This is a genomic window from Phyllobacterium sp. 22229, from assembly GCF_052056495.1.
GTDB lineage: Bacteria > Pseudomonadota > Alphaproteobacteria > Rhizobiales > Rhizobiaceae > Phyllobacterium > Phyllobacterium myrsinacearum.
Genome location: NZ_JBQEPA010000011.1, coordinates 101,407 through 127,537 on the forward strand (window position 1 = coordinate 101,407; position 26,131 = coordinate 127,537).

At 61.6% G+C, this 26,131-nt stretch carries 28 protein-coding genes; 14 read left to right on the top strand and 14 right to left on the bottom strand.

What is annotated here, in order from left to right; all coding sequences use genetic code 11:
• The first annotated feature begins 93 nt into the window (after positions 1-93).
• Positions 94-873 carry an AraC family transcriptional regulator gene (locus tag ACTJJ7_RS14955; protein ID WP_440967775.1) on the top strand — a complete coding sequence of 260 codons (780 nt, stop codon included), beginning with the start codon at positions 94-96 and terminating at the stop codon, positions 871-873.
• On the opposite strand, the gene ACTJJ7_RS14960 is transcribed toward ACTJJ7_RS14955, so the two are convergent.
• From ACTJJ7_RS14960 to ACTJJ7_RS14975, 4 genes are all read right to left on the bottom strand, one after another.
• Positions 870-1,721 (bottom strand): hypothetical protein, encoded by an 852-nt coding sequence (locus tag ACTJJ7_RS14960; protein WP_105735859.1) that lies wholly within the window; start codon positions 1,719-1,721, stop codon positions 870-872. The genes ACTJJ7_RS14955 and ACTJJ7_RS14960 overlap by 4 nt on opposite strands.
• Before the next feature lie 22 nt (positions 1,722-1,743).
• A complete protein-coding gene (locus ACTJJ7_RS14965) occupies positions 1,744-2,001 on the bottom strand; it encodes a hypothetical protein (protein ID WP_105736147.1) in 258 nt (85 codons plus the stop codon).
• Between the two features lie 103 nt (positions 2,002-2,104).
• Entirely contained in the window at positions 2,105-2,440 is a 336-nt protein-coding gene (locus ACTJJ7_RS14970; RefSeq protein WP_245421171.1) for a TIGR02301 family protein, read from the bottom strand.
• Between the two features lie 118 nt (positions 2,441-2,558).
• Positions 2,559-2,990, bottom strand: coding sequence for an NUDIX hydrolase (locus tag ACTJJ7_RS14975; RefSeq protein ID WP_440967778.1), 432 nt, complete (start codon positions 2,988-2,990; stop codon positions 2,559-2,561).
• A 125-nt stretch (positions 2,991-3,115) separates the two neighbouring features.
• Between ACTJJ7_RS14975 and ACTJJ7_RS14980 the strand changes: the two genes are divergently transcribed.
• Positions 3,116-3,880: an SOS response-associated peptidase gene (locus tag ACTJJ7_RS14980; RefSeq protein ID WP_440967780.1), complete on the top strand. Its 765-nt coding sequence runs from the start codon at positions 3,116-3,118 to the stop codon at positions 3,878-3,880.
• Between the two features lie 41 nt (positions 3,881-3,921).
• The gene (locus ACTJJ7_RS14985) at positions 3,922-4,536 is read left to right on the top strand and encodes a LysE/ArgO family amino acid transporter (protein WP_105735851.1); all 615 of its coding nucleotides are present in this window, start codon (positions 3,922-3,924) and stop codon (positions 4,534-4,536) included.
• Here the strand turns inward: ACTJJ7_RS14985 and ACTJJ7_RS14990 are convergent.
• Entirely contained in the window at positions 4,513-4,677 is a 165-nt protein-coding gene (locus tag ACTJJ7_RS14990) for a hypothetical protein (RefSeq protein ID WP_158531317.1), read from the bottom strand. The genes ACTJJ7_RS14985 and ACTJJ7_RS14990 overlap by 24 nt on opposite strands.
• 385 nt (positions 4,678-5,062) lie before the next feature.
• Here ACTJJ7_RS14990 and cysS point away from each other — a divergent pair, with 385 nt between their 5' ends.
• The 4 genes from cysS (at position 5,063) to rarD (ending at position 9,694) form a co-directional block, all read left to right on the top strand.
• Positions 5,063-6,520, top strand: coding sequence for a cysteine--tRNA ligase (cysS, locus tag ACTJJ7_RS14995; protein ID WP_130269056.1), 1,458 nt, complete (start codon positions 5,063-5,065; stop codon positions 6,518-6,520).
• The gene (locus tag ACTJJ7_RS15000) at positions 6,517-7,011 is read left to right on the top strand and encodes a GFA family protein (RefSeq protein WP_105735845.1); all 495 of its coding nucleotides are present in this window, start codon (positions 6,517-6,519) and stop codon (positions 7,009-7,011) included. The genes cysS and ACTJJ7_RS15000 overlap by 4 nt, the downstream gene beginning before the upstream one ends.
• The gene (gene cimA, locus ACTJJ7_RS15005; protein WP_440967784.1) at positions 6,984-8,621 is read left to right on the top strand and encodes a citramalate synthase; all 1,638 of its coding nucleotides are present in this window, start codon (positions 6,984-6,986) and stop codon (positions 8,619-8,621) included. Before ACTJJ7_RS15000 ends, cimA begins: the two co-directional genes overlap by 28 nt.
• Positions 8,622-8,776: 155 nt before the next feature.
• Entirely contained in the window at positions 8,777-9,694 is a 918-nt protein-coding gene (gene rarD, locus ACTJJ7_RS15010; RefSeq protein ID WP_105735841.1) for an EamA family transporter RarD, read from the top strand.
• On the opposite strand, the gene ACTJJ7_RS15015 is transcribed toward rarD, so the two are convergent.
• Positions 9,683-10,693, bottom strand: coding sequence for a CorA family divalent cation transporter (locus ACTJJ7_RS15015; protein WP_158531318.1), 1,011 nt, complete (start codon positions 10,691-10,693; stop codon positions 9,683-9,685). The genes rarD and ACTJJ7_RS15015 overlap by 12 nt on opposite strands.
• Before the next feature lie 19 nt (positions 10,694-10,712).
• Entirely contained in the window at positions 10,713-11,318 is a 606-nt protein-coding gene (locus ACTJJ7_RS15020; RefSeq protein WP_105735837.1) for a TIGR00730 family Rossman fold protein, read from the bottom strand.
• 339 nt (positions 11,319-11,657) lie between these two features.
• Here ACTJJ7_RS15020 and ACTJJ7_RS15025 point away from each other — a divergent pair, with 339 nt between their 5' ends.
• From ACTJJ7_RS15025 to pssA, 6 genes are all read left to right on the top strand, one after another.
• On the top strand, positions 11,658-12,977 hold the full coding sequence (locus tag ACTJJ7_RS15025; protein WP_440967787.1) for a LysM peptidoglycan-binding domain-containing protein: 1,320 nt from the start codon (positions 11,658-11,660) through the stop codon (positions 12,975-12,977).
• A gap of 15 nt (positions 12,978-12,992) precedes the next feature.
• Positions 12,993-13,403, top strand: coding sequence for a hypothetical protein (locus ACTJJ7_RS15030; RefSeq protein ID WP_440967789.1), 411 nt, complete (start codon positions 12,993-12,995; stop codon positions 13,401-13,403).
• A gap of 131 nt (positions 13,404-13,534) precedes the next feature.
• Positions 13,535-13,870 carry an ArsR/SmtB family transcription factor gene (locus ACTJJ7_RS15035; protein ID WP_245421170.1) on the top strand — a complete coding sequence of 112 codons (336 nt, stop codon included), beginning with the start codon at positions 13,535-13,537 and terminating at the stop codon, positions 13,868-13,870.
• Between the two features lie 2 nt (positions 13,871-13,872).
• Positions 13,873-15,771, top strand: coding sequence for an ABCB family ABC transporter ATP-binding protein/permease (locus tag ACTJJ7_RS15040; protein WP_440967791.1), 1,899 nt, complete (start codon positions 13,873-13,875; stop codon positions 15,769-15,771).
• Positions 15,772-15,890: 119 nt separating this feature from the next.
• The gene (locus ACTJJ7_RS15045; protein WP_281032791.1) at positions 15,891-16,634 is read left to right on the top strand and encodes a phosphatidylserine decarboxylase; all 744 of its coding nucleotides are present in this window, start codon (positions 15,891-15,893) and stop codon (positions 16,632-16,634) included.
• 85 nt (positions 16,635-16,719) lie between these two features.
• Positions 16,720-17,487 (top strand): CDP-diacylglycerol--serine O-phosphatidyltransferase, encoded by a 768-nt coding sequence (gene pssA, locus ACTJJ7_RS15050; protein ID WP_440967876.1) that lies wholly within the window; start codon positions 16,720-16,722, stop codon positions 17,485-17,487.
• 43 nt (positions 17,488-17,530) lie between these two features.
• Here pssA and ACTJJ7_RS15055 read toward each other — a convergent pair whose 3' ends face one another.
• Together ACTJJ7_RS15055 and ACTJJ7_RS15060 are read right to left on the bottom strand one after the other, a co-directional pair.
• Positions 17,531-18,577: an alpha/beta hydrolase family protein gene (locus ACTJJ7_RS15055; protein WP_440967793.1), complete on the bottom strand. Its 1,047-nt coding sequence runs from the start codon at positions 18,575-18,577 to the stop codon at positions 17,531-17,533.
• Positions 18,578-18,607: 30 nt separating this feature from the next.
• Positions 18,608-19,318, bottom strand: coding sequence for a hypothetical protein (locus tag ACTJJ7_RS15060; protein ID WP_440967795.1), 711 nt, complete (start codon positions 19,316-19,318; stop codon positions 18,608-18,610).
• Between the two features lie 140 nt (positions 19,319-19,458).
• On the opposite strand from ACTJJ7_RS15060, the gene ACTJJ7_RS15065 reads away from it, so the two are divergent.
• Complete coding sequence (locus ACTJJ7_RS15065; RefSeq protein ID WP_440967796.1) at positions 19,459-20,523, top strand: helix-turn-helix domain-containing protein; 1,065 nt, start codon at positions 19,459-19,461, stop codon at positions 20,521-20,523.
• A 7-nt stretch (positions 20,524-20,530) separates the two neighbouring features.
• On the opposite strand, the gene ACTJJ7_RS15070 is transcribed toward ACTJJ7_RS15065, so the two are convergent.
• From ACTJJ7_RS15070 to alr, 5 genes are all read right to left on the bottom strand, one after another.
• A complete protein-coding gene (locus ACTJJ7_RS15070) occupies positions 20,531-21,283 on the bottom strand; it encodes an SDR family NAD(P)-dependent oxidoreductase (protein ID WP_223611252.1) in 753 nt (250 codons plus the stop codon).
• Between the two features lie 17 nt (positions 21,284-21,300).
• Positions 21,301-22,794, bottom strand: a complete 1,494-nt coding sequence (purF, locus tag ACTJJ7_RS15075; RefSeq protein WP_440967798.1) for an amidophosphoribosyltransferase — start codon at positions 22,792-22,794, stop codon at positions 21,301-21,303.
• 118 nt (positions 22,795-22,912) lie between these two features.
• Positions 22,913-23,503, bottom strand: coding sequence for a CvpA family protein (locus ACTJJ7_RS15080; protein WP_105735815.1), 591 nt, complete (start codon positions 23,501-23,503; stop codon positions 22,913-22,915).
• Between the two features lie 59 nt (positions 23,504-23,562).
• A complete protein-coding gene (gene radA, locus ACTJJ7_RS15085) occupies positions 23,563-24,963 on the bottom strand; it encodes a DNA repair protein RadA (protein WP_105735813.1) in 1,401 nt (466 codons plus the stop codon).
• Positions 24,963-26,129: an alanine racemase gene (gene alr, locus ACTJJ7_RS15090; RefSeq protein WP_105735811.1), complete on the bottom strand. Its 1,167-nt coding sequence runs from the start codon at positions 26,127-26,129 to the stop codon at positions 24,963-24,965. The genes radA and alr overlap by 1 nt, the downstream gene beginning before the upstream one ends.
• Positions 26,130-26,131: the final 2 nt, after the last annotated feature.

Below are 26,131 nucleotides of genomic sequence, written 5' to 3' on the forward strand. Positions count from 1 at the left end.
CGTCTCCTTGATAAAAACCGTGTGAGCAAACTAGCCGCGGTGTGTTGGCGCTGCTATCGTATCCATGCCAATGAATACGGTGTTGAGGCCAAAATGAGCTATTTCATCACGCCCGAACAAGCCATGTCGTCCGAAGGCCCGATCATCATCGCGGGCAGGCAGGAGAGGAGTGTTCCGCGGTTTGTTCCCGTCCACGCCCATGCACGCGGACAGCTGCTCGGGGCGAGCACCGGTCTGTTGACGATTGGAACGGAAGCGGGGCAATGGGTCGTTCCCGCCATCCACGCGGTGTGGATACCGCCGCATCACAAACATTCGCTGCAATCGCACGGGGCCTATTTCGGCTGGAGTGTCTACGTGGCGGAGCCGGAATGCGCGATGCTGCCCGCCATTCCCTGCACCCTGCGCAGCTCCGGCCTGCTGCGCGAGGCGGTCAGCCGGGCGGCCGGCTGGAGGGGCGGGGTACTCGATCAGGGACAGGAGCGGATTGCACGCGTCATTCTCGATGAGATCGCCAGCCTGCCGCATGAGGATCTCGGGCTGCCGATGCCGGCGGATGCGCGGCTGGTGCGCATCGCCCATGCCTTGACCGGCAATCTGCTCGACGAGCGCAAGGCCGAGGATTGGGCCGACTGGGCAGGTATTCCCGCCCGGACGATGACGCGCAAATTCGTGGTTGAAACGGGTTTCACCTTTACCGAATGGCGCCAGCGCGCCCGGCTGATGCGGGCACTGGAACTGCTGGCAGCGGGGCAGGCGGTCACCACGGTGGCGCTTGATGTCGGCTACAACAATATCAGTGCCTTCATTGCCATGTTCCGGCGCGTGTTCGGGGTCACGCCCACGCGTTATTTCGCCAATGGCAGTCTCTAGTCGCCGTTGACGAAGAAGCGCCAGCGGCCCTTCGGTGTGATGCCGAGGCGGTAGAACACATAGGTGCCGAACTGCTTCATCTCGTCATAATCACCGGCGGTGACGATCTGGAACAGTTCCACGCGCTGCTTGGCATCGAGCTTGTCGAGCGGATAGGCGAAGAAATACGGCCAGACGTAGAGTTCGTCAGGCGTCCCGGCATCGAGATGGACATAGCCGGAATTGAGAATATCGATGGCGATGGCGAGGATTTCCTGCCCATCCGTATCGCCGGCAAGGCTCTTCAGATAGGCAATCGGGTCGCCGTCCGTATCGGCAAGCGACAGCATCGTCATGTCATCGCCCGAGCCGATGAGCGGGCGCAGGGATTCCAGCGAACCGGTCTTGGCAGCGGCAATGATAAGCTCGCGCATCTTCTGCACCGGGAAGGGCAGTTTTGTGACATCGTATTCCACGTGCGGCGGCGGCGAGCCTTCCGGCACATTCGGCAGGGCCGGATTGCTGCGCGGCGCGCCGGCTGCGTCGTTTTCCTTGGCGGCGGGTGCCTCGGGCGCCTTCTTTTCTTGCGCTGCGGCAGGGGCGGCGGGCTTTTCCGGTGGCGTGGCGGGTTTGGGTTCGGACGCGGCAGGCGGAGCGGCCGGAGCCGTGCCCGCCGGTGCCTTCTCGTCCGGCTTTGCCGGGGCCGTTTCAGCAGCCTTCGGCAGTTCTTCCTTCTTGATCTCGCTGAGCGCCAGCTGCACGGGCCTGTCCAGTGCAGCGGCATAGGCAGGAACAGCGCAGGCACAAAGGACTGCCGCTAGAAAACCTGTTCTGGCGATCACGGAAGCGGAAGCGAGCTTGTCGAGCATGCAGGATCACCCGGTCGTTGAATTATTGCAAAACGCGATTCGAAGAGAATTCACCTGCAGAAATACGTTCGCGCAGCACTTCGAGCAAGGCCAGTGCGGACACTTCGCCGTTGTCCCTGATCAACTCGGTCAGTGCGGTCGCAAATGCAGCCTCGGCCATGATTTCGGGCTCGATACCTTCAAGAGTGCCATCTGCCCAGACTTCATTCTGATATTCGATCGCAACCAGCTTTTTTTCTTCTGCAACCAACTTATCGAGGTCTGCCGATGTCATGTTCATGATTATACCATCCTTGGCCGAAGCCAATTCTTAAACTGCCGCTAAACAATACCATACGTTTTGCCTAAAATGCGGTCCTTTGGCTTCAACAGTTAAAGCCTGGTTAATTTCCATAGCCCGATATGATCTCCGAAGAAAGCCTTTCTCCTTCGGTCTGGTAGCGGTCAATCGCCGCAATCGCCTGGCTCGTGCACGCGGTGTAGGTCTCGGTAAACGTGCGGTAGCCGCGGTTGAAACTGGCCACCAGCCGCGCCCGGCGGGCAGGGTCCGGGTTTTCCGCCGCCAGCAGCGAATCCATCCGGTCGCGCCACTGGCTGCTTTTCTCGCCGCAGATATTGCGCAGCGAATGAATGGAGCCGAGAATTTCCGCCAGCCGGATCAGCTTGGTCTCGTAGAGCGGGTCCACCGCAAGGGCAGGGCCCGTGCTGACGATCGCCAACAGAAATGCTGATATCAATGCTCTGCGGCGCACGTACGAACCCTATGGCGGTGGAATCCCCTGCCGACGGTTGTGGCCGGAAAGCAAGGCGTCTTCAAGGCGCAATGCGGCAATACCCTCAATTTTTGAAGCCTTGCGCCAGGGTCCGGGCCATGTCGAGGACGCTGGCGGTGACATCGAAGCCGGTCATTTCCTCGACTTTCAGCCAGTGGACCGCCGCCGCATCATCGGCAGCAACAGCCTCGCCCTCAGGATCATGCGCCAGGAAAACCGCGAGGTGATAGGGCCGGGGGGCGGGAAATTCCGGCGTCGAATAATCGAAGACAACCGTGTCGAGATAGGACACTTCTGTCGCACGGAGGCCGGTTTCTTCGAACAGCTCGCGGATTGCGGCGGTATCAGGCGCTTCGCCCTCTTCGCGCCGCCCGCCCGGAAAGGCCAGCCAGCCCTTGGCGGGTTCGCGCCCGCGCTCCACCAGGAGGAACGCCTTGTTGCGGATACAGACGGCTGAAACGCCGTCAACATCGGGGGAAAGCGGAATCTGTGCCATGCGTTAGGGGTATGTCGCGGTGGGAGCTTTGACAAGAGCGTGGTTCGACATCTTGCAAACTCCACCTTGACCCGGCATCGAAAAACCGGATGATCGCCACTCCAATTCAAATAGGCTCTCATTGCATGTGCGGACGTTTTGCCCTCCTCGGAACCCCGGAAGAGATCGAAGCCCTGATGGGGCTGATGGATGTCGAGGCCTTTCCGGCCCGCTACAACATCGCCCCGACACAGCCGGTGCTGATGATCGTTTCGGGTGAAACGCCGCCGCCCGGCAGCAACCGCCCGGACCGGCGCGCGCTTTTGGTGCGCTGGGGGTTCATTCCCGGCTGGGTCAAGGACACGGCCAATTATCCGCTGATGATCAATGCCCGTTCGGAAACGGCAATCGACAAGGCATCGTTCAGGACTGCCATGCGGCATCGCCGCGCGCTCATCCCCGCGTCGGGTTTTTACGAATGGCGCCGCGACGGCAAGAACAAGTCGCAGGCGTTCTGGATCCGCCCCAAGCATGGCGGCGTCATCGCCTTTGCCGGCCTGTATGAGCCATGGGCCAATGCGGAAGGTTCGGAAATGGACACCGGTGCGATCCTGACCACCAGCGCCAATGAAACGCTGCGCCCTATCCATGACCGCATGCCCGTCGTCATCGATCCCAAGGATTTCAGCCGCTGGCTCGACTGCAAGACCCAGGAGCCGCGCCACGTCGCCGATCTGCTGAAACCCGCCCAGGCGGACTTTTTCGAGGCGATACCGGTGTCCGACAAGGTCAACAAAGTTGCCAATATGGGGCCGGACATTCAGGAGCGGGTGGCCGAAGGGGCTTTTGAGGTCAAAAAACCGCTGCGGCAGAAGCCGCCCGAGTCAGACGATCAGATGAAGCTGTTCTGACCGTCCATCCACGCCCCTCCATCAGATTTCAGGATTTTCCCATGTTTTCCGCCGCTCTGTCCGGTTTCCTTCTCGGTGCCTCGCTGATCATCGCCATCGGCGCGCAGAATGCCTTCATTCTGCGCCAGGGGCTTTTGCAACAGCATGTGTTCATCCTGTGCCTGATCTGCGCGCTGTCCGATGCGCTGCTGATCACCGCCGGGGTTGCCGGTCTCGGCACACTGATTGCCCAGTCGCCCAAGCTGATCTCGGTTGTCACGCTTGGCGGCGCGGTGTTCCTGTTCTGGTATGCATCGGTGGCGTTTCGCCGGGCGCTCAAGCCGGAGGCCATGCAGGCGGCGCGCATGGGCGAGGGCGCGCTGAAGGCAGCCATTGCCACGGTTCTGGCGCTGACCTTCCTCAATCCGCATGTCTATCTGGATACGGTGGTTCTGCTGGGCGGCCTGTCGGCGCGCTTTGAAGGCGCCAACCGTGCGGCCTATGGCGCCGGAGCGGCGGTCGCCTCGTTCGTCTGGTTTTTTGGTCTCGGCTATGGCGCGAGACTGTTGCAGCCAGTTTTTGCAAGGCCGGCCGCATGGCGCGTGCTGGACGTCCTCATCGGCCTTGTGATGGCCGGGATCGCCCTCAGTCTGTTAGTCCGTTTCCTGCACGGTTGAAACGGTCAGAAGCGGCCGCTGGCGCGGCTTGGTCAAAACGGCGGCCTGAACGGCGGCCGGGCCAATCGCACGGTATTGTGCGGCCAGATGATCGGCGAAAACGGTGTCGCGGGCTTTGGCCGCTACGGAAGTGTTGGTCATGTGTCCGGTCCTGTGTCGCGGGGACAATTCCCCTCTGTTCTGGGGTGCAGGAATCCCGGTCAATTCCGCCGGAAAAAAGGCACTTTCCGGGAGGATTTTGGGCTTTCCGGTTAATTTGAATTAACCAGTTCAAACCTGATAAATTTGCCACACCCGGCCGCTGGCAAGTTGCGCTTGACCTTGCGCCCCGGCTCAATCATAAATGCAATCATGAAAACGTCGTCCGTAACGATTATTACCTGTCGGATTATTATCAGCTAGCGCTTCGCTGGCCCCGGCCGTTTTCGTCTCAAAATTTGCTCCAAAGATGTGAAACGCACCGGTCGCCAGACCAGCGCCGTGATATGCGTTTTTACCGTTGCAACCCGAATTTGAGATCAAAGACATGCCGCAGACCCTGAGCCTCTACAACACGCTCACCCGCACGAAGGAAGACTTCGTGCCGATCGATCCGAAAAACGTGCGCATGTATGTCTGCGGTCCGACCGTCTACGACTATGCCCATATCGGCAATGCCCGCCCGGTGATCGTCTTCGACGTCCTGTTCCGGCTGCTGCGTCATCTGCATGGCGCGGCGCAGGTGACCTATGTGCGCAACATCACCGACGTGGATGACAAGATCAACGCCCGCGCGGCGCGTGATTATCCCGGCCTGCCGCTCAATGAGGCGATCCGGATCGTCACCGACAAGACCAATGCGCAGTTTCAGGCGGATGTGACGGCGCTGGGCAATCTCGAGCCGTCGGACCAGCCGCGCGCCACGGACTACACCCGGGAAATGGCAGCGATGATCGACCGGCTGGTCGAGCGGGGCGTCGCCTATGTCGCCGATGGCCATGTGCTGTTTTCCCCCTCGGCGATGAATGCCCGCAAGGGCCCGCGCTATGGCTTGCTTGCCCGCCGTTCGGCCGATGACATGCTTGCCGGGGCCCGCGTCGATGTTGCGTCCTACAAGCGCGACGAGATGGATTTTGTCCTGTGGAAGCCGTCCAAGGCGGATGAACCCGGCTGGCCGTCGCCCGCGGGCATCGAAGGGCTTGGCCGCCCCGGCTGGCATATCGAGTGCTCTGCCATGGCGATGGCCAAGCTGCTCGAACCCTTCGGCGGCGGTCTCATGTGCGACGATCCGATGAAGAACATTTTCGATATCCACGCCGGCGGCATCGATCTGGTGTTCCCGCACCATGAGAACGAGATCGCCCAGTCGTGCTGCGCGCTGGGGACCGAGCGCATGGCCAATATCTGGATGCACAATGGTTTCCTGCAGGTCGAAGGCCAGAAAATGGCCAAGAGCGCCGGCAACTTCTTCACCATCAACGAGCTGTTGCAGACGACCATCTTCGGCGGGCGCAAATGGCCGGGCGCGGTGCTGCGCCTTGCCATGCTGATGACCAATTACCGCGAGCCGATCGACTTCACGGTCAGCCGGCTCGAGGAAGCGGAGAACATCCTGGTCAAGGCGCGCGAATATGTTGGCGATGCGCCCGTTGGCACGATCCCGGACGATGCGATCACCATCCTGTCGGATGATCTGGCGACACCGAGCCTGATCAACTGGCTGGCATCGATCCGCAAATCCGGTTCGGTCAGCCCGCAGGATTATCATGCGGCATTTGCCCTGCTGGGCGTGGATGTGGCGGGGCAGACCGCCGCCAGCCTGTCTGATGCTTTCAAGGCGGAGCTTCATGCCAAGATCAGCGAGCGGTTGTCGCTGCTGGCGGCGAAAAGCTTTGCCGAGGCGGACCGCATCCGCAATGAGCTTCTGGAGCAAGGCATCCAGCTCAAGGATGGCAAGGACCCGCAGACCGGTGAGCGCGTGACAACCTGGGAGGTGAAGCGGTGAGTCTTGATAACAAGCCCGTCTATAGTGGCGGCTGTCAGTGCGGCGCGGTGCGGTTCCGCATCGAGGGCGCGCTGACGGATACCTCCATCTGTCACTGCCGTATGTGCCAGAAGGCCTTTGGCAATTTCTACGCGCCGCTGGTCTCCGCCAGGACGGCGCACCTGGAGTGGACGCGCGGCGCGCCAAAGCGCTTCCGTTCGTCCAATCATGTCCAGCGCGGCTTCTGCGCGGATTGCGGTACGCCCCTGACCTATGAGGCGCCGGATGGCGTCGCGCTGGCCATCGGCGCCTTTGACCATCCGGAGGAACTGGCGCCGCTCGTGCAATGGGGCATCGAGGACAAGCTGCCCTATGTCGATGATCTCAGCCTGTTGCCGGGCCACAGGTCCGATGGCGATCCGGAATCGATCGAATTCCTGAAGACAATGGTGTCCAACCAGCATCCCGATCATGATACGGATGCATGGCCGTTGGGAGTGGCGGGCAAGTGACAAAAGAACGCGTTTATCTCTTCGACACGACCTTGCGCGACGGGCAGCAGACGCCGGGCATCGATTTTTCGGTCGAGGACAAGAAGGTCATCGCCGGCATGCTCGATGAGTTCGGCCTCGATTATGTCGAGGGCGGCTATCCCGGCGCCAATCCGACCGACACGGCCTTCTTTGCGGAAAAGCGCACCAGCCACGCCAAGTTCGCCGCTTTCGGCATGACCAAGCGCGCCGGTGTCTCCGCATCCAACGATCCGGGGCTGGCGGCGCTGATCCGCTCCTCGGCCGATGTCGTCTGTTTTGTCGGCAAAAGCTGGGACTATCATGTCCGCGTCGCGCTTGGTTGCACCAATGAGGAGAACCTCGAATCCATCGATGCCTCCGTCCGGGCGGCGGTCGAGGCGGGCAAGGAGGCCATCGTCGATTGCGAGCATTTCTTCGACGGCTACAAGGCCAACCCGGATTATGCCATGGCCTGCGCCAAGACCGCCTATGACGCCGGCGCGCGCTGGGTGGTGCTGTGCGACACCAATGGCGGCACGCAGCCCGGTGAAATCAGCGCGATCGTCCGCGCCGTCACCCAAACCATCCCCGGCGATCATCTCGGCATCCATGCCCACAATGACACGGAGCAGGCGGTCGCCAATTCGCTTGCGGCCGTCGATGCGGGCGTGCGCCATATCCAGGGCACGCTCAACGGCATCGGCGAGCGCTGCGGCAATGCCAACCTGATCACGCTCATTCCGACGCTGGCGCTCAAGCCCGCCTGGTCGGACCGTTTTGAAACGGGCATCAGCGCTGAAAAGCTGAAGGGCCTGTCGCGCCTGTCGCGCAGTTTTGATGAACTGCTCAACCGCGCGCCCAATGCGCAAGGCGCCTTTGTCGGCGCTTCGGCTTTCGCCACCAAGGCAGGCATTCATGCCTCGGCGCTGATCAAGGAACCCGCCACCTACGAACATATACCGCCGGAGACTGTCGGGAACCGCCGCAAGGTGATGGTGTCGGATCAGGGCGGAAAGTCCAATTTCATCAATGAACTGGAACGGCGCGGCATTCCCGTTGCAAAAAACGATCCGCGCCTCGATACGCTGATCGCGCTGGTCAAGGAACACGAGGCGGAAGGTTATGCCTATGAGGGCGCCGATGCCAGTTTCGAGCTGCTGGCACGGCGGACGCTCGGCACGGTGCCGGAATTCTTCAAGGTCGAATCCTTCCGCTGCATGGTCGAACGCCGCTTCGATGCCAATGGCAACATCAAGACCGTTTCCGAAGCCGTGGTCCGTGTCGAGGTGGATGGCGAGCAGCGCATGTCCGTGGCGGAAGGGCATGGCCCGGTCAATGCGCTCGATCTGGCCCTGCGCAAGGATATGGGGCGCTATCAGCACGAGATCGATGATCTGGTGCTGGCGGATTTCAAGGTGCGTATCCTCAATGGCGGCACGGAAGCCATCACCCGGGTTCTGGTCGAATCGACGGATTCCAGCAATGTGCGCTGGTGGACGGTAGGGGTTTCCGACAATATCATCGATGCGTCGTTTCAGGCGCTGATGGACTCAATCGTCTATAAATTGATGAAAAATCGCGATCTGGCCGGTAAAATCGCTGCCGAATAGAGGGGTTTTCCGCATTTCTGGCCGGAATCGGCTGGAAAACATCAAGGTCCTTGATGCAATGATCAGCCGAATTCAATGGACGTTATGGGTCGATGGTCGTAGAGCATCGCCGCATGAGCGAACAGATCAATCAGAGCGGCCCTGGAGCTGGGGCAATGGCAGTTGAAGCAGGGCCGGGAATGTCGGACGGCAGGAAAGGCTTTATCTTTGCGCTTTCCGCCTATCTGCTGTGGGGCATCCTGCCGTTCTATCTGAAGGCCGTTGCCTACATGCCGGCGCTGGAAGTGGTGGCGCACCGCATCGTCTGGTCGGTTCCCATTGCCGGGGCTGTCCTGTGGTGGCTGGGCCGTTTCGATGACCTGAGAACCGCTTTGACGACACCGCGCATGCTGGCCATGGCAACATTGACGGCGACGCTGATCACCATCAATTGGGGCACCTATGTCTGGGCCATCGGGGCCAACCATGCGGTTGACACGGCGCTCGGCTATTACATCAATCCGCTGGTGAATGTCGTGCTCGGCAGTATTTTCCTGTCGGAAAAGCTGACGCGCCCGCAGATGGTGGCGGTCGGCCTTGCCGCCTGCGCGGTGCTGCTCCTGACCTATTCGTCCGGCGGCCTGCCATGGATTTCGCTGGTTCTTGCCTTCAGCTTCGGCTTCTACGGCTTCTTCCGCAAGACGCTGCCCATCGGCCCGACGCAAGGCTTCATGCTGGAAGTGCTGATCCTGTCCATTCCCTCGCTGGGCTTCATTGCCTGGACCGTAGCGCAGGGGACCAGCCATTTCGTCAATGGCGGCGGCCACGATATCGGCCTTCTGCTCTTTGCCGGTCCGGCCACGGCCATTCCGCTTATTCTCTACGCTTTTGGTGCAAAGCTCCTGCGCTACACCACGATCGGCCTGATGCAGTATCTCGCGCCCACCATCGTGTTCCTGTGCGCCATCTTCGTGTTCAAGGAGCCGTTCTCCAACAGCCAGTTCATTGCCTTCGCGCTGATCTGGGCGGCGCTGGCAATCTACACCTGGTCGATGCTGCACGAATCGCGCAAGGCGAAGGCTCTAACGCCCTGATCCGCCGATCCTGCGGACGATCAGGTAGACCATGGCCGAGATGATCACCGCGAGCAGTGCCACCACCCAGAAGCCGTGCGCGCTGTTGGCGAAGGGCAGGCCGGGCGTGTTCATGCCGAACAGGCCGGTGATGACATTGCTTGGCAACAGCACCGCGGTCATGACGGAAAGCACGTAGAGAAACCGGTTGGACTGGTCGGTCATCTTGGCCAGCAGTTCGTCCTGCAGCAGCCTCGCGCGCTGCTGTAGCTGCTCGCCTTCCGCATGCAGCGTTGCCGCGCGGATCGACAGGCCTTCGATCAGATCGTCGAGATCTTCCGGCAGGGCGCGCCGATCCGCGTGGTCGATGTGGCGGAACAGGCTGGTTGCAGCGGTGAGATAGCGGTGAAACACCACGATCTGGCGGCGCACCGGCACCAGCCGCTCGCGCTCGCCCTGCCATTTTTCGCCGACGATGTGGTCCTCGATGGAATCGAGCGTTTCCGAAAGCCGGTTGATCTCGGCCTTGAGCAGATCGAGAAAGCGCCGGAAAATCGCATTGAACAGCGCGATCGGTGCGGCCGGCCTGATCTTGCCGCGATTGATGGACTGGCGCACGTCGTCCACCGATTGCAGCGGATGCCTGCGGCCGCTGATGAACAGGTTCTTGTCGAAGGCAAAGCGGAAATAGCCGAGTTCGCGCGGATCGCCATAGTGCTCGTGCTGCAGATCCGGCAGCTCGCCGAACAGCCAGCCGTCCTCGAAGCTGATCTGGCATTGATCGCCGGAGGACAGAAAGGCCTCGCGCACGCTCTCCGGCAGGCTCCTGTCGGCTTCGAGGCTGCGCCGGGCGCGCGCATCGGCCAGCGCATAGCTCTTCCAGGTCCATGCCTTGTCCGTCACGGCGGCAGGTTCGGACAGCAGTGCGCCATCGCTGCCGAACCGGTAGGATATGACGAAGTCGTCCTGGGGAAGAAGCTTGGCGTCGGGGGCGGGATCTAAGCTCAGCGTTTGAACCATGAAATCCCGCTCCTTCCGGCTACAGCCGTTCGATGATTGCTTCGTCGCCGTCCCGGTCGCCTCTTGCAGCTGCATTGAGGATCGCCGGAACGATATCTTCCGGGCGTTCTACCACAAGCGGATTGACCAAATGTGACGTATGCACGAAGCCTTCCGCCTTCATGTGATCGATGAGGGCAAGCATCGGATTCCAGAACCCGTTGATGTTGGCGAACACCATTGGCTTGCGGTGGCGCCCGAGCTGCGCCCAGGTCATGATCTCGACGATCTCCTCCACCGTGCCGATGCCGCCGGGCAGGGTGACGAAGGCGTCGGAGCGCTCGAACATCTTGTGCTTGCGCTCATGCATGTCCTCGGTGACGACCAGTTCCGACAATTGGCCGAGCGCATGCTCGGTCGCTTCCTTGTTCATCAGGAACTTTGGAATGATGCCGGTGACCTTGCCGCCCGCCGACATGACACCGTCGGCAACGGCGCCCATGATGCCTTTGGTGCCGCCGCCGTAAACCAGCTCAAGCCCGTTTTCGGCAATGGATTTGCCCAGCATCTTGCCGCTCTGTTTGTAAATCGGATCGCGGCCCGGAGACGAGCCGCAGTAAACGCAGATGGATCGAATCTTGCTCATTTGAAAAGTGGTGCCTTCTGTGCGGTGAAACGTCAAGCCGTTGCGGATGCGGCAAAAGTCTCGAATTGCGAATCTGGTAGAATAATCACAAAGAATGAGGCTGAATCTAAACGGTTTTCTTGTGGCGGAGCAGAAAAGGCGCTAGTGGAACGAATTTGACATTCGCGTTCCGTTTGACATCACCTGCAGCATGCGAATGTCAAATTCAAAGTTCCACTAGAATCATAGACTTGCTAGTGGTCCTTTGATTCTGACATTTGCTTATTTGGCTTGTATCAATGGGGGGCAAATGTCAGAATCGGACCACTAGAGCAAAAAGAACAAAAGGGTTGGGGTTCGATGGTCAAGAACAAGTTTGCACTATTGGGGTTTGGAGTTGTTGTCGCTGTGGGGCTGGCGGCTGCCTATCTGGGGTTTGTTCCGGGTAAGCCGACTTCCAATACGCCGGCCGTAACGGCGAGCGGAAACGCACCGGAAAACGCATCGGCGCCAACCGCGCAAACGCCCGCAGCAAAACCGGCCGAACAGCCGCAGACTGCAGCTCCAGCCGCTCCGGCTGCGTCTTCGGCCAGCACAGTGGCACCCGCCGCCGCGCCAGCCGCGGGCACGACGCCGCCGCAGGTTGAGGCAGCCGAGGGCAAGCCGGGTGCTCCAGCCTTCGATGTGCTGCGCGTTGACCCCAAGGGGACGATCGTTCTGGCAGGCAAGGCGGCCAACAATGCCAAGGTGGACCTTCTGGCCCGCGGCGATATTCTTGGAACCACCAAGGCATCGCCCAATGGCGATTTCGTCATTGTTCTTGATGATCCGCTGAAGCCCGGCGACTACCAGCTGGTCCTGCGCTCGACGGCACCCGATGGCAGCGCCATGACATCGCTGGAAACGGCGATCGTCTCCATTCCCGAAACAAAATCGGGGCAGGTTCTGGCGCTTGTCGAGCAATCCGGCCAGCCGAGCCGGCTGATCACCGTGCCGGAAGCACCAGCTGGTCAGGCGGCTTCGAACCAGCCTGCTGCGGCAGCGGCGCCGACCGGCGCCAAGCCGGTCAAGCAGCCAGCGGCCAAAGCCCGCATCGTCGTTGAAGCGGTGGAGATCGAAGGCAGCAAACTGTTCATCGCCGGGATTGCCGATGCCGGCTACATGGTCAAGGTCTATGCCAATGACAATCTGATCGGCTCGACCAAGACGGGTGCCGACGGCCACTTTCTCGTGCAGACAACCCGTGATCTGCCGGTGGGCGACTATATCATCCGTGCTGATATGGTCGAAAAGGACGGCGTGACCGTCATTGCCCGCGCTGCGGTGCCTTTCAAGCGCGAAGCGGGCCAGCGCGTGTCCGCCGTCGCACCATCGGCAACACCGGCTCCCGCGGCGGGAACACCGGACGCAGCGCCGCAGGCTTCCGCCGGGACAGCCCCGGCCGCCGGCAGCGAAACGGCGCCCGGCGCCGATACGGCCAAGCCGCTTCGCAATGTCGATGGTTCGGTCATCATCCGGCGCGGCGACAATCTGTGGACGATTTCGCGCCGGACCTACGGTGCGGGTGTGCGCTACACGACGATCTATCTGGCCAACAAGGAGCAGATCCAGAACCCGAACAGGATTTTCCCCGGCCAGGTCTTTGCCTTGCCGGACAAGGACAAGCCGGCGCCGCAATAGCGGGAGGATGGACGGGTGGCATTCGCGATCAAAGCCGAGATTCGCGATCCGCGGGCGGAACTATTCGCGTTCGCCGCGCAGAAGACCATGTATGGCGGCAAGCATATCGCCGCCGGGGACACGGTCTTTCTCTTTGCCAGCGAGAACGAGGGCGGGCAGGGGCTCGTTGCCCGGGGTGCCGTCATCTCAGCCGAAGCCATCGGCAGGACGAGCGGCGTTATTCGGCAAACGCCGCGCGTCAGCGTGACGATCCGGCGCGATGCCCTTGCCGTGCGACCGCTGGGCAGGCGGGAACTCAAGCATCTGACCGACTGGAAGGATGGTGAACCCGGCACGGAACTCAACTTCAAGTTCTACCGCCAGGCAACCGACAAGATCGTCGGAATCTCGGATCGGACGGCGGCATTCCTCAACGGCTTTTTCTGATGCTTGAGCGCCGGATATGCTCCAGATCCGCGTCTGCATGGCATGGATGACCTGCTTTTACCCTTGCATTGGAAAATTATATCGTTTATCGCCGATGAACGATGAAATGCAGCAACCGATTTCAACAGGCGATGTCAGATGCGCAAACGGCGCGGATTCTCACCGCGCTCGCCCATCCCGCGCGCCTGCGCATCGTCCGGCAGCTGGCCGGGCTGAACGCATCCTGCTGCAAGGATATCGTCGCAACGCTTGATCTGGCGCAGTCGACCGTATCGCAGCATCTGAAAATACTGGTCGATGCCGGTCTGGTGAATTACCGCCAGTCCGGCCAGAGTTCCCATTACAGCATCAATCCGGACGCCTTTGCCGATGTCGCCGCCCTTGTCAGCGATATGGCCAATCTGTGCTGTCCGCCCGATACCATTGTGCCGGCAGCGCGGATAGCCGCTGCGGCCATCAAGGAATAACCGTGGCTGAAAAAACTGTCTCCGCCGAGTCTGGCAAAACGCTGCAGACCATCCGCAATCTTTGGCCTTACATGTGGCCGGATGAACGTCCCGACCTGAAAATGCGGGTTGTGTGGGCCTCGTTCTATCTGCTGATTTCCAAAATCATCCTCATTCTGGTGCCCTATTTCTTCAAATGGGCGACCAATGCCCTGAACGGCAAGTTCGTGCCGTCCGATATGGTGCCGCTCATTCTCGTCGGTCCGCTAATGCTGGTGGCGGCCTACAATGCCGCCCGCATCGTTCAGGCAGGCTTGAATCAGCTGCGCGACGCGCTGTTTGCCAGTGTCGGGCAATATGCCGTGCGCAAGCTTGCCTACCGGACATTCGTGCATATGCACAACCTGTCGCTGCGCTTCCATGTCGAGCGGCGCACCGGCGGCCTGTCGCGCATCATCGAACGCGGCACCAAGGGCATTGAAACCATCGTCCGCTTCACCATCCTCAACACCGCGCCGACGATCATCGAATTCCTGATGACCGCGGTGATTTTCGCGTTCGCCTATGGCCTGTCCTATCTCGCCGTGGTCGTGGCGACGGTCTGGCTCTATACCTGGTTTACCATCCGCGCCAGCGACTGGCGGATCAGCATCCGCCGCGACATGAACGATTCCGACACGGACGCCAACACCAAGGCCATCGACTCGCTCTTGAACTTCGAGACGGTCAAATATTTCGGCAACGAGCAGATGGAGGCCAGCCGCTTCGATGCGGCCATGGCGCGCTATGAAATCTCGGCGACCCGCATCTGGACCTCGCTCGGCTGGCTGAACTTTGGCCAGTCGGTGATTTTCGGCATCGGCATGGCGGTCATGATGATTATGTCGGGCAGGGAGGTGCTGGCTGGCACGCAGACCCTCGGCGATTTCGTCTTCATCAATGCCATGCTGATGCAGCTTTCCATCCCGCTCAATTTCATCGGCTTCATCTACCGCGAAGTGCGCCAGGGGCTGACCGATATCGAACAGATGTTCGACCTTCTCGATGTCGAGCAGGAAGTCACCGACAAGCCCGGTGCCAGGCCGCTGGTGATCGAGCGCGGCGCCGTGCGCTTTGACAATGTGGCGTTCGCCTATGATCCCAAGCGCCCGATCCTCAAGGGGGTGAGCTTCGAAGTTCCCGCGGGCAAGACCGTCGCCATTGTCGGCCCGTCCGGCGCCGGCAAATCCACCCTGTCGCGCCTGCTTTACCGCTTCTACGATATCCAGGGCGGCTCGATCAGCATTGATGGCCAGGATATCCGCGACGTGACGCAGGAAAGCCTGCGCGCTGTCATCGGCATGGTGCCGCAGGATACGGTGCTGTTCAACGATACCATCGCCTACAATGTCCGCTACGGCCGCATCACGGCGACCGAAGAGGAAGTGCGCAATGCGGCGGAACTCGCCCAGATCGGCAGTTTCATCCAGAGCCTGCCGGAGGGCTACAATGCCATGGTCGGCGAGCGCGGCCTGAAACTGTCAGGCGGCGAAAAGCAGCGCGTTGCCATTGCCCGCACCATTTTGAAGGCGCCGCCGATCCTGATCCTCGACGAGGCGACCTCGGCGCTCGACAGCGCCACGGAACACGAAATCCAGGCTTCGCTCGATCTGGTCAGCCGCGACCGCACCACGCTGGTGATCGCCCACCGACTGTCGACGATCATCGGCGCCGACGAGATCATCGTGCTCAAGGACGGCGTGATTGCCGAACGCGGCCGTCATGCGGCGCTTTTGGCCGAAAACGGCCTCTATGCCTCCATGTGGAACCGCCAGCGCGAGGCAACCGAGGCTGAAGAACGCCTGCGCAAGGTGCGCGAGGAGGACGATCTGGGTGTCGTTGTCCGGGGCAAGCCCGCCTTGGATGTCGCCGTCGAGCCGTGAAAAGTCGCAGCCGGAAAAATGGAATGCGGAAGAATTCTGCTGATGAACGGTGCAAGCCGGGTTGAAAGGTTTGCCCCCGCTGCCAATCTCCGATAAGTAACGCGAAATTCCGGCGCGGCGTGTATGCTGCCCGGCGAGCACCCGGCGCTGTCAGGAACAAACCAATGAGCCTTGTCGACTCCTTCCGCAACACTCTGGTCCCCATCCATCGGGAAGGCTATCCGTTCATCGCCGGGTTTGCCGGTGTGACTGTGGTTCTCGGCTATTTCTGGGAACCGCTGTTCTGGATCGGCCTCATCCTCACCGCCTGGTGCATCTATTTCTATCGCGATCCGCAGCGCGTCACCCCGACCGACGACCGGCTGGTGATCAGCCCGGCCGATGGTATCGTTTCCGCTGTCGGGCCCGCCGTGCCGCCGCGCGAGCTCAACCTTGGCGAGCGCGAAATGACCCGCATTTCCGTGTTCATGAACGTGTTCTCCTGCCATATTAACCGCGCTCCGGTGCGCGGCCGCATCACCACCATTGTCCACAAGCCGGGCAAATTCCTCAATGCGGAACTCGACAAGGCAAGTTCGGAGAACGAGCGCAACGGCGTCGTCATCGACAGTCCCAATGGCCAGGTGGCCGTGGTGCAGATCGCCGGTCTCGTCGCCCGCCGCATTGTATGCTGGGTCGATGAAAACAATTCCATTTCCATCGGCGAACGCTTTGGCCTGATCCGCTTCGGCTCGCGCCTCGATGTCTATCTGCCGGAAGGCTTTGCACCGCGCGTTGCCGTCGGCCAGACCGCCGTCGGCGGCGAAAGCGTGCTGGCGGAATTCGGCGGCGAGCCGAGCGCTCCGCTGGTCCGGATCAGCTGAGGCACGGTCAATGAACGAACCCGAGACCGATCCGCTGTTCGACGAAAAGCCGCAGGTGCAGGAGGCCGCCGGTTCGCGTATCCCCATGCGCTACCTCGTGCCCAATGTGATCACGGTTCTGGCCATCTGCGCCGGTTTGACCGGCATCCGGCTGGCTTTCGAGAACCGCTTTGAACTGGCGGTGTCGATGGTGCTTCTCGCCGCCTTCCTCGACGGCATTGACGGGCGCATCGCCCGCATGATGAAGGGCTCGACAAAATTCGGCGCGCAGATGGATTCGCTGGCCGATATCGTCAATTTCGGCGTGGCGCCCGCACTGGTGCTCTATGCCTATATGCTGGATCAGGCCCGCTCCTTCGGCTGGATCGCCGCGCTGCTCTATTGCATCGCCTGCTGCCTGCGCCTCGCCCGCTTCAATGTCATGCTCGACATCGTCGGCAAGCCGGCATGGCAGAGCAATTTTTTCACCGGCGTTCCCGCCCCGGCAGGGGCCATGCTGGTGATGCTGCCGGTTTATCTCGGCTTTCTCGGCCTCGCGCCGACAAGGCCGCTGGCCTTTGCCGGTGCCGCCTATACGGTGTGCGTGGCGATCCTGATGATCAGCCGCCTGCCTGTCTTCAGCGGCAAGGCAGCCGGAACAAAACTCCGCTCCGACTGGGTGATGCCGAGCTTTTTGTTCATCGTGGTCTATGTGGCGTTCCTGATGAGCTATACGTGGCAGACGCTGACGCTGACCACCATCGGCTTCTTCCTGAGCCTGCCGTTCAGCGCCCGCGCGTGGAAGCGGCACGAGGCGGCGGATGCTGCTGCCGCTGCCGTTTCAGAGTCTGCACCGTCTGAGGGAACTGCATAAGTTCTGTGCGTGGTTCGACACGCACAATGATTTTGCAGCGCATCTATTGCGCTTTGAGCGTCCGGTCGAACGCCTTGGTAATCATATCGATCAGCTGCGCATGAATGGCGCTGCGCGAGCGCCCGCCGCCATCGTCGCAGAGGGGCTCTGTCACGCCCTCAGCCTTCAATTTGTCCGATGCACCGGCCTTGCATGCGGCGAACATGCTGAAATGGTTGGCGTCCTCGATGTTCGCATAGCGCGCATCCTGAATGATGTCAGCCATCCATGACGCCTGCAGCGTGCGGGGAATATCACCTTTTCGGCCGAGGTTCACGAGGTCAATGGGAATTGTGATGCCGGCAACACTTTCCGTTGTGAGCGTGTCCGACATGGCCGGATCGATTGCAACTGCAGAGCGAATGCGGTTGTCCCGATAGTCAAGGCCTGCCGGCTGCACGTCCATCTTGTGCAGATCAACGCCGCTCTGTGCGAGCCATTCGCACAGGGAATGGTTGCGCAGATCCGTATCGCAATAGGCCGCGAGGCGTTGCCGGTCCATGCGGGCGCCTGCCACCGCAAGGGCGGTGTAGCCGCCCATGGAAAGGCCAAGCGCGCCAACGTTTTTCCAGTCGACCCGGTCGCGAAAAACCGTTCCGGTTTTCAAGGCATCGAGGGTGGCCGTAAAATCCGCAGGCCGCAACCAAAGCTTCATCGTCTCGCTTGCCGATTTGTTTCCGCTCTGATTTCCCGGGTGATTTGGCGCGGCGACAATATATCCCTGCCGCGCCAACGGGGCGGCAATCCAGCTTGTGGCTTGCGCATTGCCAGCGATACCAGTGCCATGGGAAAGCAGGATGAGCGGAAATTTCCCCTCCAGGGGAGGCGCGTCGCGCATGCTGGCGGTCCCCTTGAAAAGTGGGGTATCGCCCAGCAGGACTTCTTCACCGCCGGCCTGTGCCGGATACCAAACCGTCACATCGAGATTGGCTCCGCGTTCTTTCGAGGGAACGGCGATTTGCCGGACGCCAGCAATTTGGTCGGCAAGCGCCTGTTGAAGAGGCCAAAACGCACCCAAAACGACCAGAGCTGCGGCACTGAAAAATCTCATGATAATGTTCCTTGTTTGACGAGGCGGGGATTAGCGGATCGTCACGCGGGCATAGTCGCTTTTGATGCTGATCGCGGGTTTGGCACCGGACGTGCTGTCCCGCTTGCTGTCGACAAGCGAAGCCTTGGCATCCACGGCGTAGCTGATGGGAACGTCCTTACCGAAGGTGAACGAGGCGTCGAGGGCGCGGGAATCGAGCCGGATCGTCTCGCTGCTGCTGACGCGGGCAAAGCGCAGGTCGCTGCGCACGGCGTCACCCGAAATATCAAGGCTTGCCGCGTGCCCATCCAGCGCAAAATCCGCCGCATGGCCCTTGATGCGCACGGCACCATAGTCGCCGGTCAGCCGGGCCTGCAGTGCTGCCTGTTCGATGCTGACATCGCTGCCGGCGGGCAGGCTGGCGCGGATCAGCACCGCGCAGTCGGAAAGGCTCAGAAACGGCGCATTGATCACATGGATGCGCAGCGTCTGTTCCCTGATCTCCATGGTGGTGCGGGTGGCGCATTGATCGGCGAACCAGCTCGAATACCAGCCGGAGAACCAGCCGGACCGGGTGCTGGTGACGCGGGCCTGATAGGGCGGGCCATCGCCCGCAGTGAACACGATGCTGCTGGCTTCCCCCGTAATCGTGACGCTGTTGATCGCAGCGATATCGAGCGGCGGCTTGGCCTGTTCTGCCTCGGCGGCGCTGGGGGTTATGGTTCCGAAGAAAAGCAGAATGGCGGTGATAAGGCTCAGCATGATGGGGCTCCTGTGGCTTGGCGTGGCAACCAGAGGAGGGCGCTGTCCGCTGAAATTCGACCTTGATCGCAATTCAGGTCGTCCGCGATCGCGTTTCAGGACATAGTGGGCCTCGTTAACTCGTTCCGGTCGCAGGTTCCATGCTGTTTGTCCCATTGCCCTTTGTCGTTGCCGTCCTGCTTGTCGTTCTTCTCGTTCAGATGATCCGGCGAAGCGATAGCAATGACAGAAATCCGTTCTTTCTCGCCCTGGTGTCGGTCTATGCCCTGCAATCGGTGGTGATCGGGGTGCGCTGGGGCTACGATGTGCTGGAGGTCCTGCCGGTCCAGGCCGTGCTCGCCGTTGTCATCGCCACGCTGGCATGGCTGAGCTTTGACGGCCTGCGCAGCGAGCGGCCGCCAGCCCAACGTCCGTGGTTGCTGCTGCACCTCTTGCCGGCGCTCGTGGTGATCGGCCTCATCGCCTTCTGGCCCGCGCCGATATCGCTGGTTATCATTCTGGTGTTCGCGGGCTATGGCGTTGCCCTCTGCCGTCTCGCCTTTGCCGGGCCCGACGCATTGGGTTCATCCCGATTGGACGGCGTCATCAGTTCCTACCGGGCGCTGCAGCTCACTGCCTTTGCCGTGGCGAGTTCCGCTGTCATCGATATCGTCATCAGCTGGGATTTTGCCCAGTCGGACGGCAGCCATTCCGCCCGCATCGTTGCCATAGGCAATGTCCTCGCCCTGCTCGTCCTCGGGAGCGCGGCCACGGTCGCGGGAACCAGCCGCCCGGAGGAGCGGGACGAAACCACCGTGGAAGTCACGGCTCCTCCGGTGCTGCCCAGCGCCGAAGACGCGGACATCGCCGCCGCGCTTGACCGGCTGATGCAGGCGCGGGAACTCTACCGTGATGCCGATCTCAACCTCAACCGCCTGGCCCGCAAGATGAGCTTGCCCGCCCGGCAGGTGTCGATGGCCGTCAACCGGGTCAAGGCGATGAGCGTCTCGCAATATGTCAATGATTACAGGGTGCGGGAGGCCTGCCGCCTGCTGGCGGATACGGATCGCGCCGTCACCGGCATCATGTTCGATGCCGGGTTCCAGACCAAGTCCAACTTCAACCGCGAGTTCCTGCGTGTCACCGGCATGAGCCCGAAGGCCTGGCGCGCCAGGGCGCTTGCCGCCGGCAAATCCGGCGCGGCAATTATTCGCCTCGCGGGATGATCAGCTCTCAGCTCGGGTCGTTGTAGCCCAGCAGTTTTCCCGCGCGCACATCGTAGAGCTTGCCGGTGGCGTCGATCCTCGGATCGAGGATGAGCGCGATCTTGGCCGCCACCTCCGCCGCCGTCGGCAGTGTGTCGGGGTCTTCGCCCGGCACGGCCTGCGCCCGCATGGCGGTGCGTGTCGCGCCGGGATTGACCGAATTGATGCGCAGTTTTGTCTGGCGCGCTTCCTCGGCCCAGCTGCGTCCCATCACCTCGACAGCGGCCTTGGATGCCGCATAGGGCCCCCAATAGGCGCGGGCGGAGTGGGCAACGCCTGATGACAGCAGCACCGCGCGGCCCGCCTCGGAAAGTTTTAGCAGCGGGTCGGTGCTGCGGATCAGCCGCCAGACGCTGGTGACGTTGATGTTCATCAGCTTGTCGAAGACTTTTGCTTCGACATGGCCGATCGGCGAAATCGTGCCGAGGATACCGGCATTGGCGACGAGAATGTCGAGCCTGCCCCAGCGCTCATGGATGGAGCCGCCGAGGCGGTCGATGGCGGGCATGTCGGTCAGGTCCAGCGGCACCAGCGTTGCCGTGCCGCCCGCAGCCTTGATTTCGTCGTCCAGCTCTTCCAGCCCGCCCACCGTACGGGCGACGGCAATCACATGCGCACCGCGCGCTGCCAGATCTTTGGCAAGGAAATAACCGATGCCGCGGGATGCGCCGGTGACAAGCGCAAGCTTGCCGTCCAGCCGGAAACTGCCGTCAGAAATCATGAATGGGAACTCAACCGTTAGCCGTTGTTTGCGAGAAGCGAGAACTGGCGCACATTGCTGATGCCGTCCCGGTCAACCAGCCGGGTCGGGTAATCGCCAGTGAAGTAGTGGTCGGTGAACAGCGGCGCCTGTGCATCGCGCGGTGCCCCGCTGACCGCCCTGTACAGCCCGTCGATGGACAGGAATTCCAGCGAATCCGCGCCGATATACTGGCACATGGAGGCAAGGGTCGCGTGCTGGTTGGCCAGGAGCTTGTCCGCATCTGGCGTGTCGATGCCGTAGAAATCCGGATGATAGATCATCGGGCTGGCGACGCGGATATGCACTTCCCGCGCCCCGGCATCGCGGATCATCTGCACGATCTTGACCGACGTGGTGCCGCGCACGATGGAATCGTCGACCAGAACCACACGCTTGCCTTCGATCACGGCGCGGTTGGCCGAATGTTTCAGCTTGACGCCGAAGGCGCGGATCGACTGGGTCGGCTCGATGAAGGTGCGGCCGACATAATGGTTGCGGATAATGCCGAGTTCGAATGGAATGCCGCTGGCCTGGGCAAAGCCGATGGCTGCGGGCGTGCCGCCGTCGGGAACCGGGACGACCACGTCGGCGTCCAGCGGTGCTTCCTTGGCCAGGTTGATGCCCATATTCTTGCGGGCGGTGTACACGTTGCGGCCGCCGACAACGGAATCCGGGCGGGCAAAATAGACATATTCGAACAGGCAGATGCGTTCCGGCTTCGGCGATTGCGGCTTGAAGGCTTCAATGCTGATGGTGCCGTCGCTCTGGATTTCGCAGACGACGACTTCGCCGTTCTCGATGTCGCGCACGAACTTCGCGCCGATGATGTCGAGCGCGCAGCTTTCGGAGGCAAAGATCGGCTTGCCGTCGAGATCACCCATGACGAGCGGGCGGATGCCGATCGGATCGCGCGCGGCGATCAGCTTGGTGCGGGTGAGGGCGAGCATGGCATAGCCGCCTTCCATCTGGCGGATCGCATCGACGAAACGGTCGCTCGACGATGTGCTGCGCGAACGGGCGATGAGATGCAGCACCACTTCCGTGTCGGAATTGGACTGGCAGATTGCGCCGTCGGCGATCAGCTTGCGGCGCATCGTCAGGCCGTTGGTGAAATTGCCGTTATGGGCGATGGCGATGCCACCGATTTCCAGTTCGGCGAACAGCGGCTGCACATTGCGCAGCGCCGCATCGCCTGTCGTGGAATAACGCACATGGCCGATGGCGCGGTCGCCGGGCAGCTGCGCCAGCGTGGCGGGGTTGGTGTAATGGTCGCCGACAAGGCCCATGCGGCGTTCCGAGCAGAACTTGCTGCCGTCATAGGAGACGATACCCGCCGCTTCCTGCCCGCGATGCTGCAGGGCATGCAGGCCCAGCGCCGTCAGCGTGGCGGCATCGGGGTGCCCCAAAATGCCAAACACACCGCACTCTTCATGCAGTGTGTCGTCGTCAAGGGACATGAGAGGGGTCTCATCACGAAAAATGTCGGTCATTACCGCAAGCCTTTCGCCGCAGATTCAACTGTAAGATCTGTCATTCCATTATGCCACACTATGTGGGGTATTACCACGCAAACGCCAAGTTAACCGTTTGTCGCACCTCGAAAACCCCTCAAGGTTTCGGTGTCGTGCCTTCCGGCGGGATATCTTCCTTGGGTTCAGGTGCCGTCGTTGCGTCAGGAGTATGGCTCGAGCCGGGCTTCAGACGCTTCAGGATGGTTGATTCCGGGTCTTCCGGCAAAAGGCTGATCAGCTTTGCGCCGAGTGAGTCGATCATCGGCTTGGACTTGGCCTGTGCCACCCAGGCGGGCTGGTTGTCCGTGACGAGCCAGTTGAAAAACAGCATCGCGACAACCACGAGAAGAACGCCGCGCGCCGCGCCGAAGAGGAAGCCGAGCGTGCGGTCGAGCGCGCCGATACGGCTGTCGATGATGAAATCGGCGATCTTCATGGTGATGACGGAGACGATGATCAGCGTGACGATGAAGACGATGCCGGCGGCCGCGATCTGGGCAATGGTCTCATTGCTGATATAGGGCGCGAGGAAGGGTACGACCGGCTTGTAGAAGAGATAGGCGGCGGCGGCCGCCGCTGCCCATGACACGACGGACAGCACTTCGCGCGAAAAGCCGCGCACCATGGCCAGAACCGCCGAAACGAGGGTGATGCCCAAAAGAATTCCGTCTAGCAACGTAATAGGCATTTACATGTATCCCCAATCCAATTCCGACCCGCACGCCCTCTCAGAAGGACTGTGCCGCGTCAGTCGTCGCGTTTCGTTTTACCGGGACCGGACGCCGCAATCCGGGCCACAAGGTCCGGCAGCGAAGCGGTCTCGGTCAGATGGGCATTGCGTCCTTTCGGCACGTCGTTGCTTCCCTTGGGAAGAACAGCCTGCTTGAACCCAAGCTTCTCTGCTTCCTTCAGCCGCTGCACCGCATGCGCCACCGGGCGAACGGCGCCAGACAAGCTGACTTCGCCGAAATAGACGCAATCGGCCGGAAGGGCAATACCGGCAATTGAGGAAACCAGTGCAGATGCAACCGCAAGATCGGCTGCGGGCTCGGAAATCCGGTATCCGCCCGCCACATTCAGGTAAACGTCGTGCTGGCCGAACCGCACGCCGCAATGGGCCTCAAGCACCGCCAGAATCATCGAAAGGCGGCCGCCGTCCCAGCCGACGACCGCACGGCGGGGGGTGCCGAGCGTCGAGGGCGCCACCAGCGCCTGAATTTCGACGAGCACCGGCCGGGTGCCTTCCATTCCGGCAAAAACCGCGGCGCCCGGCGATTTGTCATTGCGTTCGCCGAGAAAAAGCTCCGACGGGTTGGCAACTTCGCGCAGGCCGCGGTCGGACATTTCAAACACGCCGATCTCGTCGGTCGGGCCGAAACGGTTCTTCACCGTGCGCAGGATGCGGTAGTGGTGGCCGCCTTCGCCTTCGAAATACAGCACCGCATCCACCATGTGCTCGACGACGCGCGGCCCTGCGATCTGGCCGTCCTTGGTGACATGGCCGACCAGAACCACGGCCGCGCCGGTCTGCTTGGCAAAGCGGATCATCGCCTGGGCCCCGGCGCGCACCTGCGTAACGGTACCCGGCGCCGAATCGGCGGCATCCGTCCACAGGGTCTGGATCGAATCGATGATGATGAGATCGGGCCGCTTGGAATCGGAAATGGTGGCGAGGATATCCTCGACATTGGTTTCGGCGGCCAGAAGCACATCGGTGTCGGCGGCATGCAGACGCTGCGCCCGCAGGCGGATCTGCGCCACCGCTTCTTCGCCCGAGACATAGATGACCTTGTGACCCTGCCGCGCCAGTGCGGCAGCCGCCTGGGTCAGCAGGGTGGATTTGCCGATGCCGGGGTCGCCGCCCACCAGAATGGCCGAACCGCGCACGAAACCGCCGCCGGTGACCCGGTCCAGTTCACCGATGCCGGACTGGATGCGCGGTGCATCCTCGATTTCCCCGGACAGCGAGGTGAGGGCGACGGCGCGCCCCTTGCGGCCGGACAGCTTGCCGGGACCGCTGCCGATGCCGCCCGCCGTGCCTTCCTCGACCAGTGTGTTCCATTCGCCGCAGGAATCGCACTTGCCCGCCCAGCGCGTGTGCACGGCACCGCAGTTCTGGCAGATGAACTGAATTCTTGCCTTGGCCATCAGGCGCCTTTTCCGGAATAGAGGTAGCGGCGGTGGTAGCGGTTTCCAAGGCTGGTCAAAAGTTCGAAGCCGATGGAGCCCGCAGCGCGCGCCGCATCGTCCAGGGCAATATTGCGGCCGAACAGCTCGACGTGATCGCCCGGCTTGACGGCGTCCTCGGGCAGGTCGGTGATATCGAAGGATACCATATCCATGGTCACGCGGCCGAGCACCGGTACTTTGTGACCGGCGACAAAGCCTTCGCCGCCCTTGGGCACGACGTTGCGCAGCGGCGTGCCGCTGCCCGACAGCGAACGCAGATAGCCGTCCGCATAACCCACTGAGCTGATGGCAATGCGCGTATCGCGTTCCAAAAGCGCCGTGGCGCCATAACCCGCCGTCTCGCCCTTGGGGCTGGTGCGGATTTGCACGATGCGCGCTTCCAGCGTCACCACGGGGCGCATGGGATTGGCCACACCGGCCAGCGCCTCGCCGCCATACATGGCAATGCCTGGACGGCTCAACTCGCCGCCATTGGAGACCGCATGAAAAATACCGGAGGAGTTGGACGCGCTTGATTCAATGCCTGCAAAGGCAGCGCGAAGCGTTTGAAATGACTCAAATTGCCGCTGGTTGAGCACGTGACCGGGCTCATCCGCCGTTGCCAGATGCGTCATGACCAGAACGGGCATTTCCCTGGCATTCGCGGCGAAGTCGAGCGCTTCGGCCACGGTCAGGCCCAGCCGGTTCATGCCCGTATCCACATGCAGGGCATAGGGCAGTTTCAGCCCGCTCACGGCATTGGCGCCGGTCCACAGGTCGATTTCGTAGTGGGAACCGAGGACCGGGATCAGTCCCGATGCTTCGAACACCGGGCGCGCTTCGGCAAACAGGCCGTTCAGCACAAACACCCGCGCATCCGGTGCGATTGCCTTGACCCGCAAACCTTCCTCGACCAGTGCCACGAAGAAGGTCCGGCAGCCGGCATCGTGCAGGACAGGTACGACATGGTCGATGCCGAGCCCGTAGGCGTCGGCCTTGACGACGGCGCTGGCCTGCGCCGGTTTCGATTTTTCCGCAAGGAACGTCCAGTTGGCCACGAGCGCATCGAGATCGATGGTAAGCCGCCCGCCCGCCAGGCGTGGATCGGCGCCTGCGGTGGTGACATGGGGTTTTGTGCTGTTCAATT

Excerpts from the sequence above, each read along its gene's own strand:
- ACTJJ7_RS14955 (WP_440967775.1), top strand. The coding sequence starts at position 94 with ATGAGCTATTTCATCACGCCCGAACAAGCCATGTCGTCCGAAGGCCCG.
- ACTJJ7_RS14960 (WP_105735859.1), bottom strand. The coding sequence starts at position 1,721 with ATGCTCGACAAGCTCGCTTCCGCTTCCGTGATCGCCAGAACAGGTTTT.
- ACTJJ7_RS14965 (WP_105736147.1), bottom strand. The coding sequence starts at position 2,001 with ATGAACATGACATCGGCAGACCTCGATAAGTTGGTTGCAGAAGAAAAA.
- ACTJJ7_RS14975 (WP_440967778.1), bottom strand. The coding sequence starts at position 2,990 with ATGGCACAGATTCCGCTTTCCCCCGATGTTGACGGCGTTTCAGCCGTC.
- ACTJJ7_RS14980 (WP_440967780.1), top strand. The coding sequence starts at position 3,116 with ATGTGCGGACGTTTTGCCCTCCTCGGAACCCCGGAAGAGATCGAAGCC.
- ACTJJ7_RS14985 (WP_105735851.1), top strand. The coding sequence starts at position 3,922 with ATGTTTTCCGCCGCTCTGTCCGGTTTCCTTCTCGGTGCCTCGCTGATC.
- ACTJJ7_RS14990 (WP_158531317.1), bottom strand. The coding sequence starts at position 4,677 with ATGACCAACACTTCCGTAGCGGCCAAAGCCCGCGACACCGTTTTCGCC.
- cysS (WP_130269056.1), top strand. The coding sequence starts at position 5,063 with ATGCCGCAGACCCTGAGCCTCTACAACACGCTCACCCGCACGAAGGAA.
- cimA (WP_440967784.1), top strand. The coding sequence starts at position 6,984 with ATGGCCGTTGGGAGTGGCGGGCAAGTGACAAAAGAACGCGTTTATCTC.
- rarD (WP_105735841.1), top strand. The coding sequence starts at position 8,777 with ATGGCAGTTGAAGCAGGGCCGGGAATGTCGGACGGCAGGAAAGGCTTT.
- ACTJJ7_RS15015 (WP_158531318.1), bottom strand. The coding sequence starts at position 10,693 with ATGGTTCAAACGCTGAGCTTAGATCCCGCCCCCGACGCCAAGCTTCTT.
- ACTJJ7_RS15020 (WP_105735837.1), bottom strand. The coding sequence starts at position 11,318 with ATGAGCAAGATTCGATCCATCTGCGTTTACTGCGGCTCGTCTCCGGGC.
- ACTJJ7_RS15025 (WP_440967787.1), top strand. The coding sequence starts at position 11,658 with ATGGTCAAGAACAAGTTTGCACTATTGGGGTTTGGAGTTGTTGTCGCT.
- ACTJJ7_RS15035 (WP_245421170.1), top strand. The coding sequence starts at position 13,535 with ATGTCAGATGCGCAAACGGCGCGGATTCTCACCGCGCTCGCCCATCCC.
- pssA (WP_440967876.1), top strand. The coding sequence starts at position 16,720 with ATGCGCTACCTCGTGCCCAATGTGATCACGGTTCTGGCCATCTGCGCC.
- ACTJJ7_RS15055 (WP_440967793.1), bottom strand. The coding sequence starts at position 18,577 with ATGAGATTTTTCAGTGCCGCAGCTCTGGTCGTTTTGGGTGCGTTTTGG.
- ACTJJ7_RS15060 (WP_440967795.1), bottom strand. The coding sequence starts at position 19,318 with ATGCTGAGCCTTATCACCGCCATTCTGCTTTTCTTCGGAACCATAACC.
- ACTJJ7_RS15065 (WP_440967796.1), top strand. The coding sequence starts at position 19,459 with ATGCTGTTTGTCCCATTGCCCTTTGTCGTTGCCGTCCTGCTTGTCGTT.
- ACTJJ7_RS15070 (WP_223611252.1), bottom strand. The coding sequence starts at position 21,283 with ATGATTTCTGACGGCAGTTTCCGGCTGGACGGCAAGCTTGCGCTTGTC.
- purF (WP_440967798.1), bottom strand. The coding sequence starts at position 22,794 with ATGACCGACATTTTTCGTGATGAGACCCCTCTCATGTCCCTTGACGAC.
- ACTJJ7_RS15080 (WP_105735815.1), bottom strand. The coding sequence starts at position 23,503 with ATGCCTATTACGTTGCTAGACGGAATTCTTTTGGGCATCACCCTCGTT.
- radA (WP_105735813.1), bottom strand. The coding sequence starts at position 24,963 with ATGGCCAAGGCAAGAATTCAGTTCATCTGCCAGAACTGCGGTGCCGTG.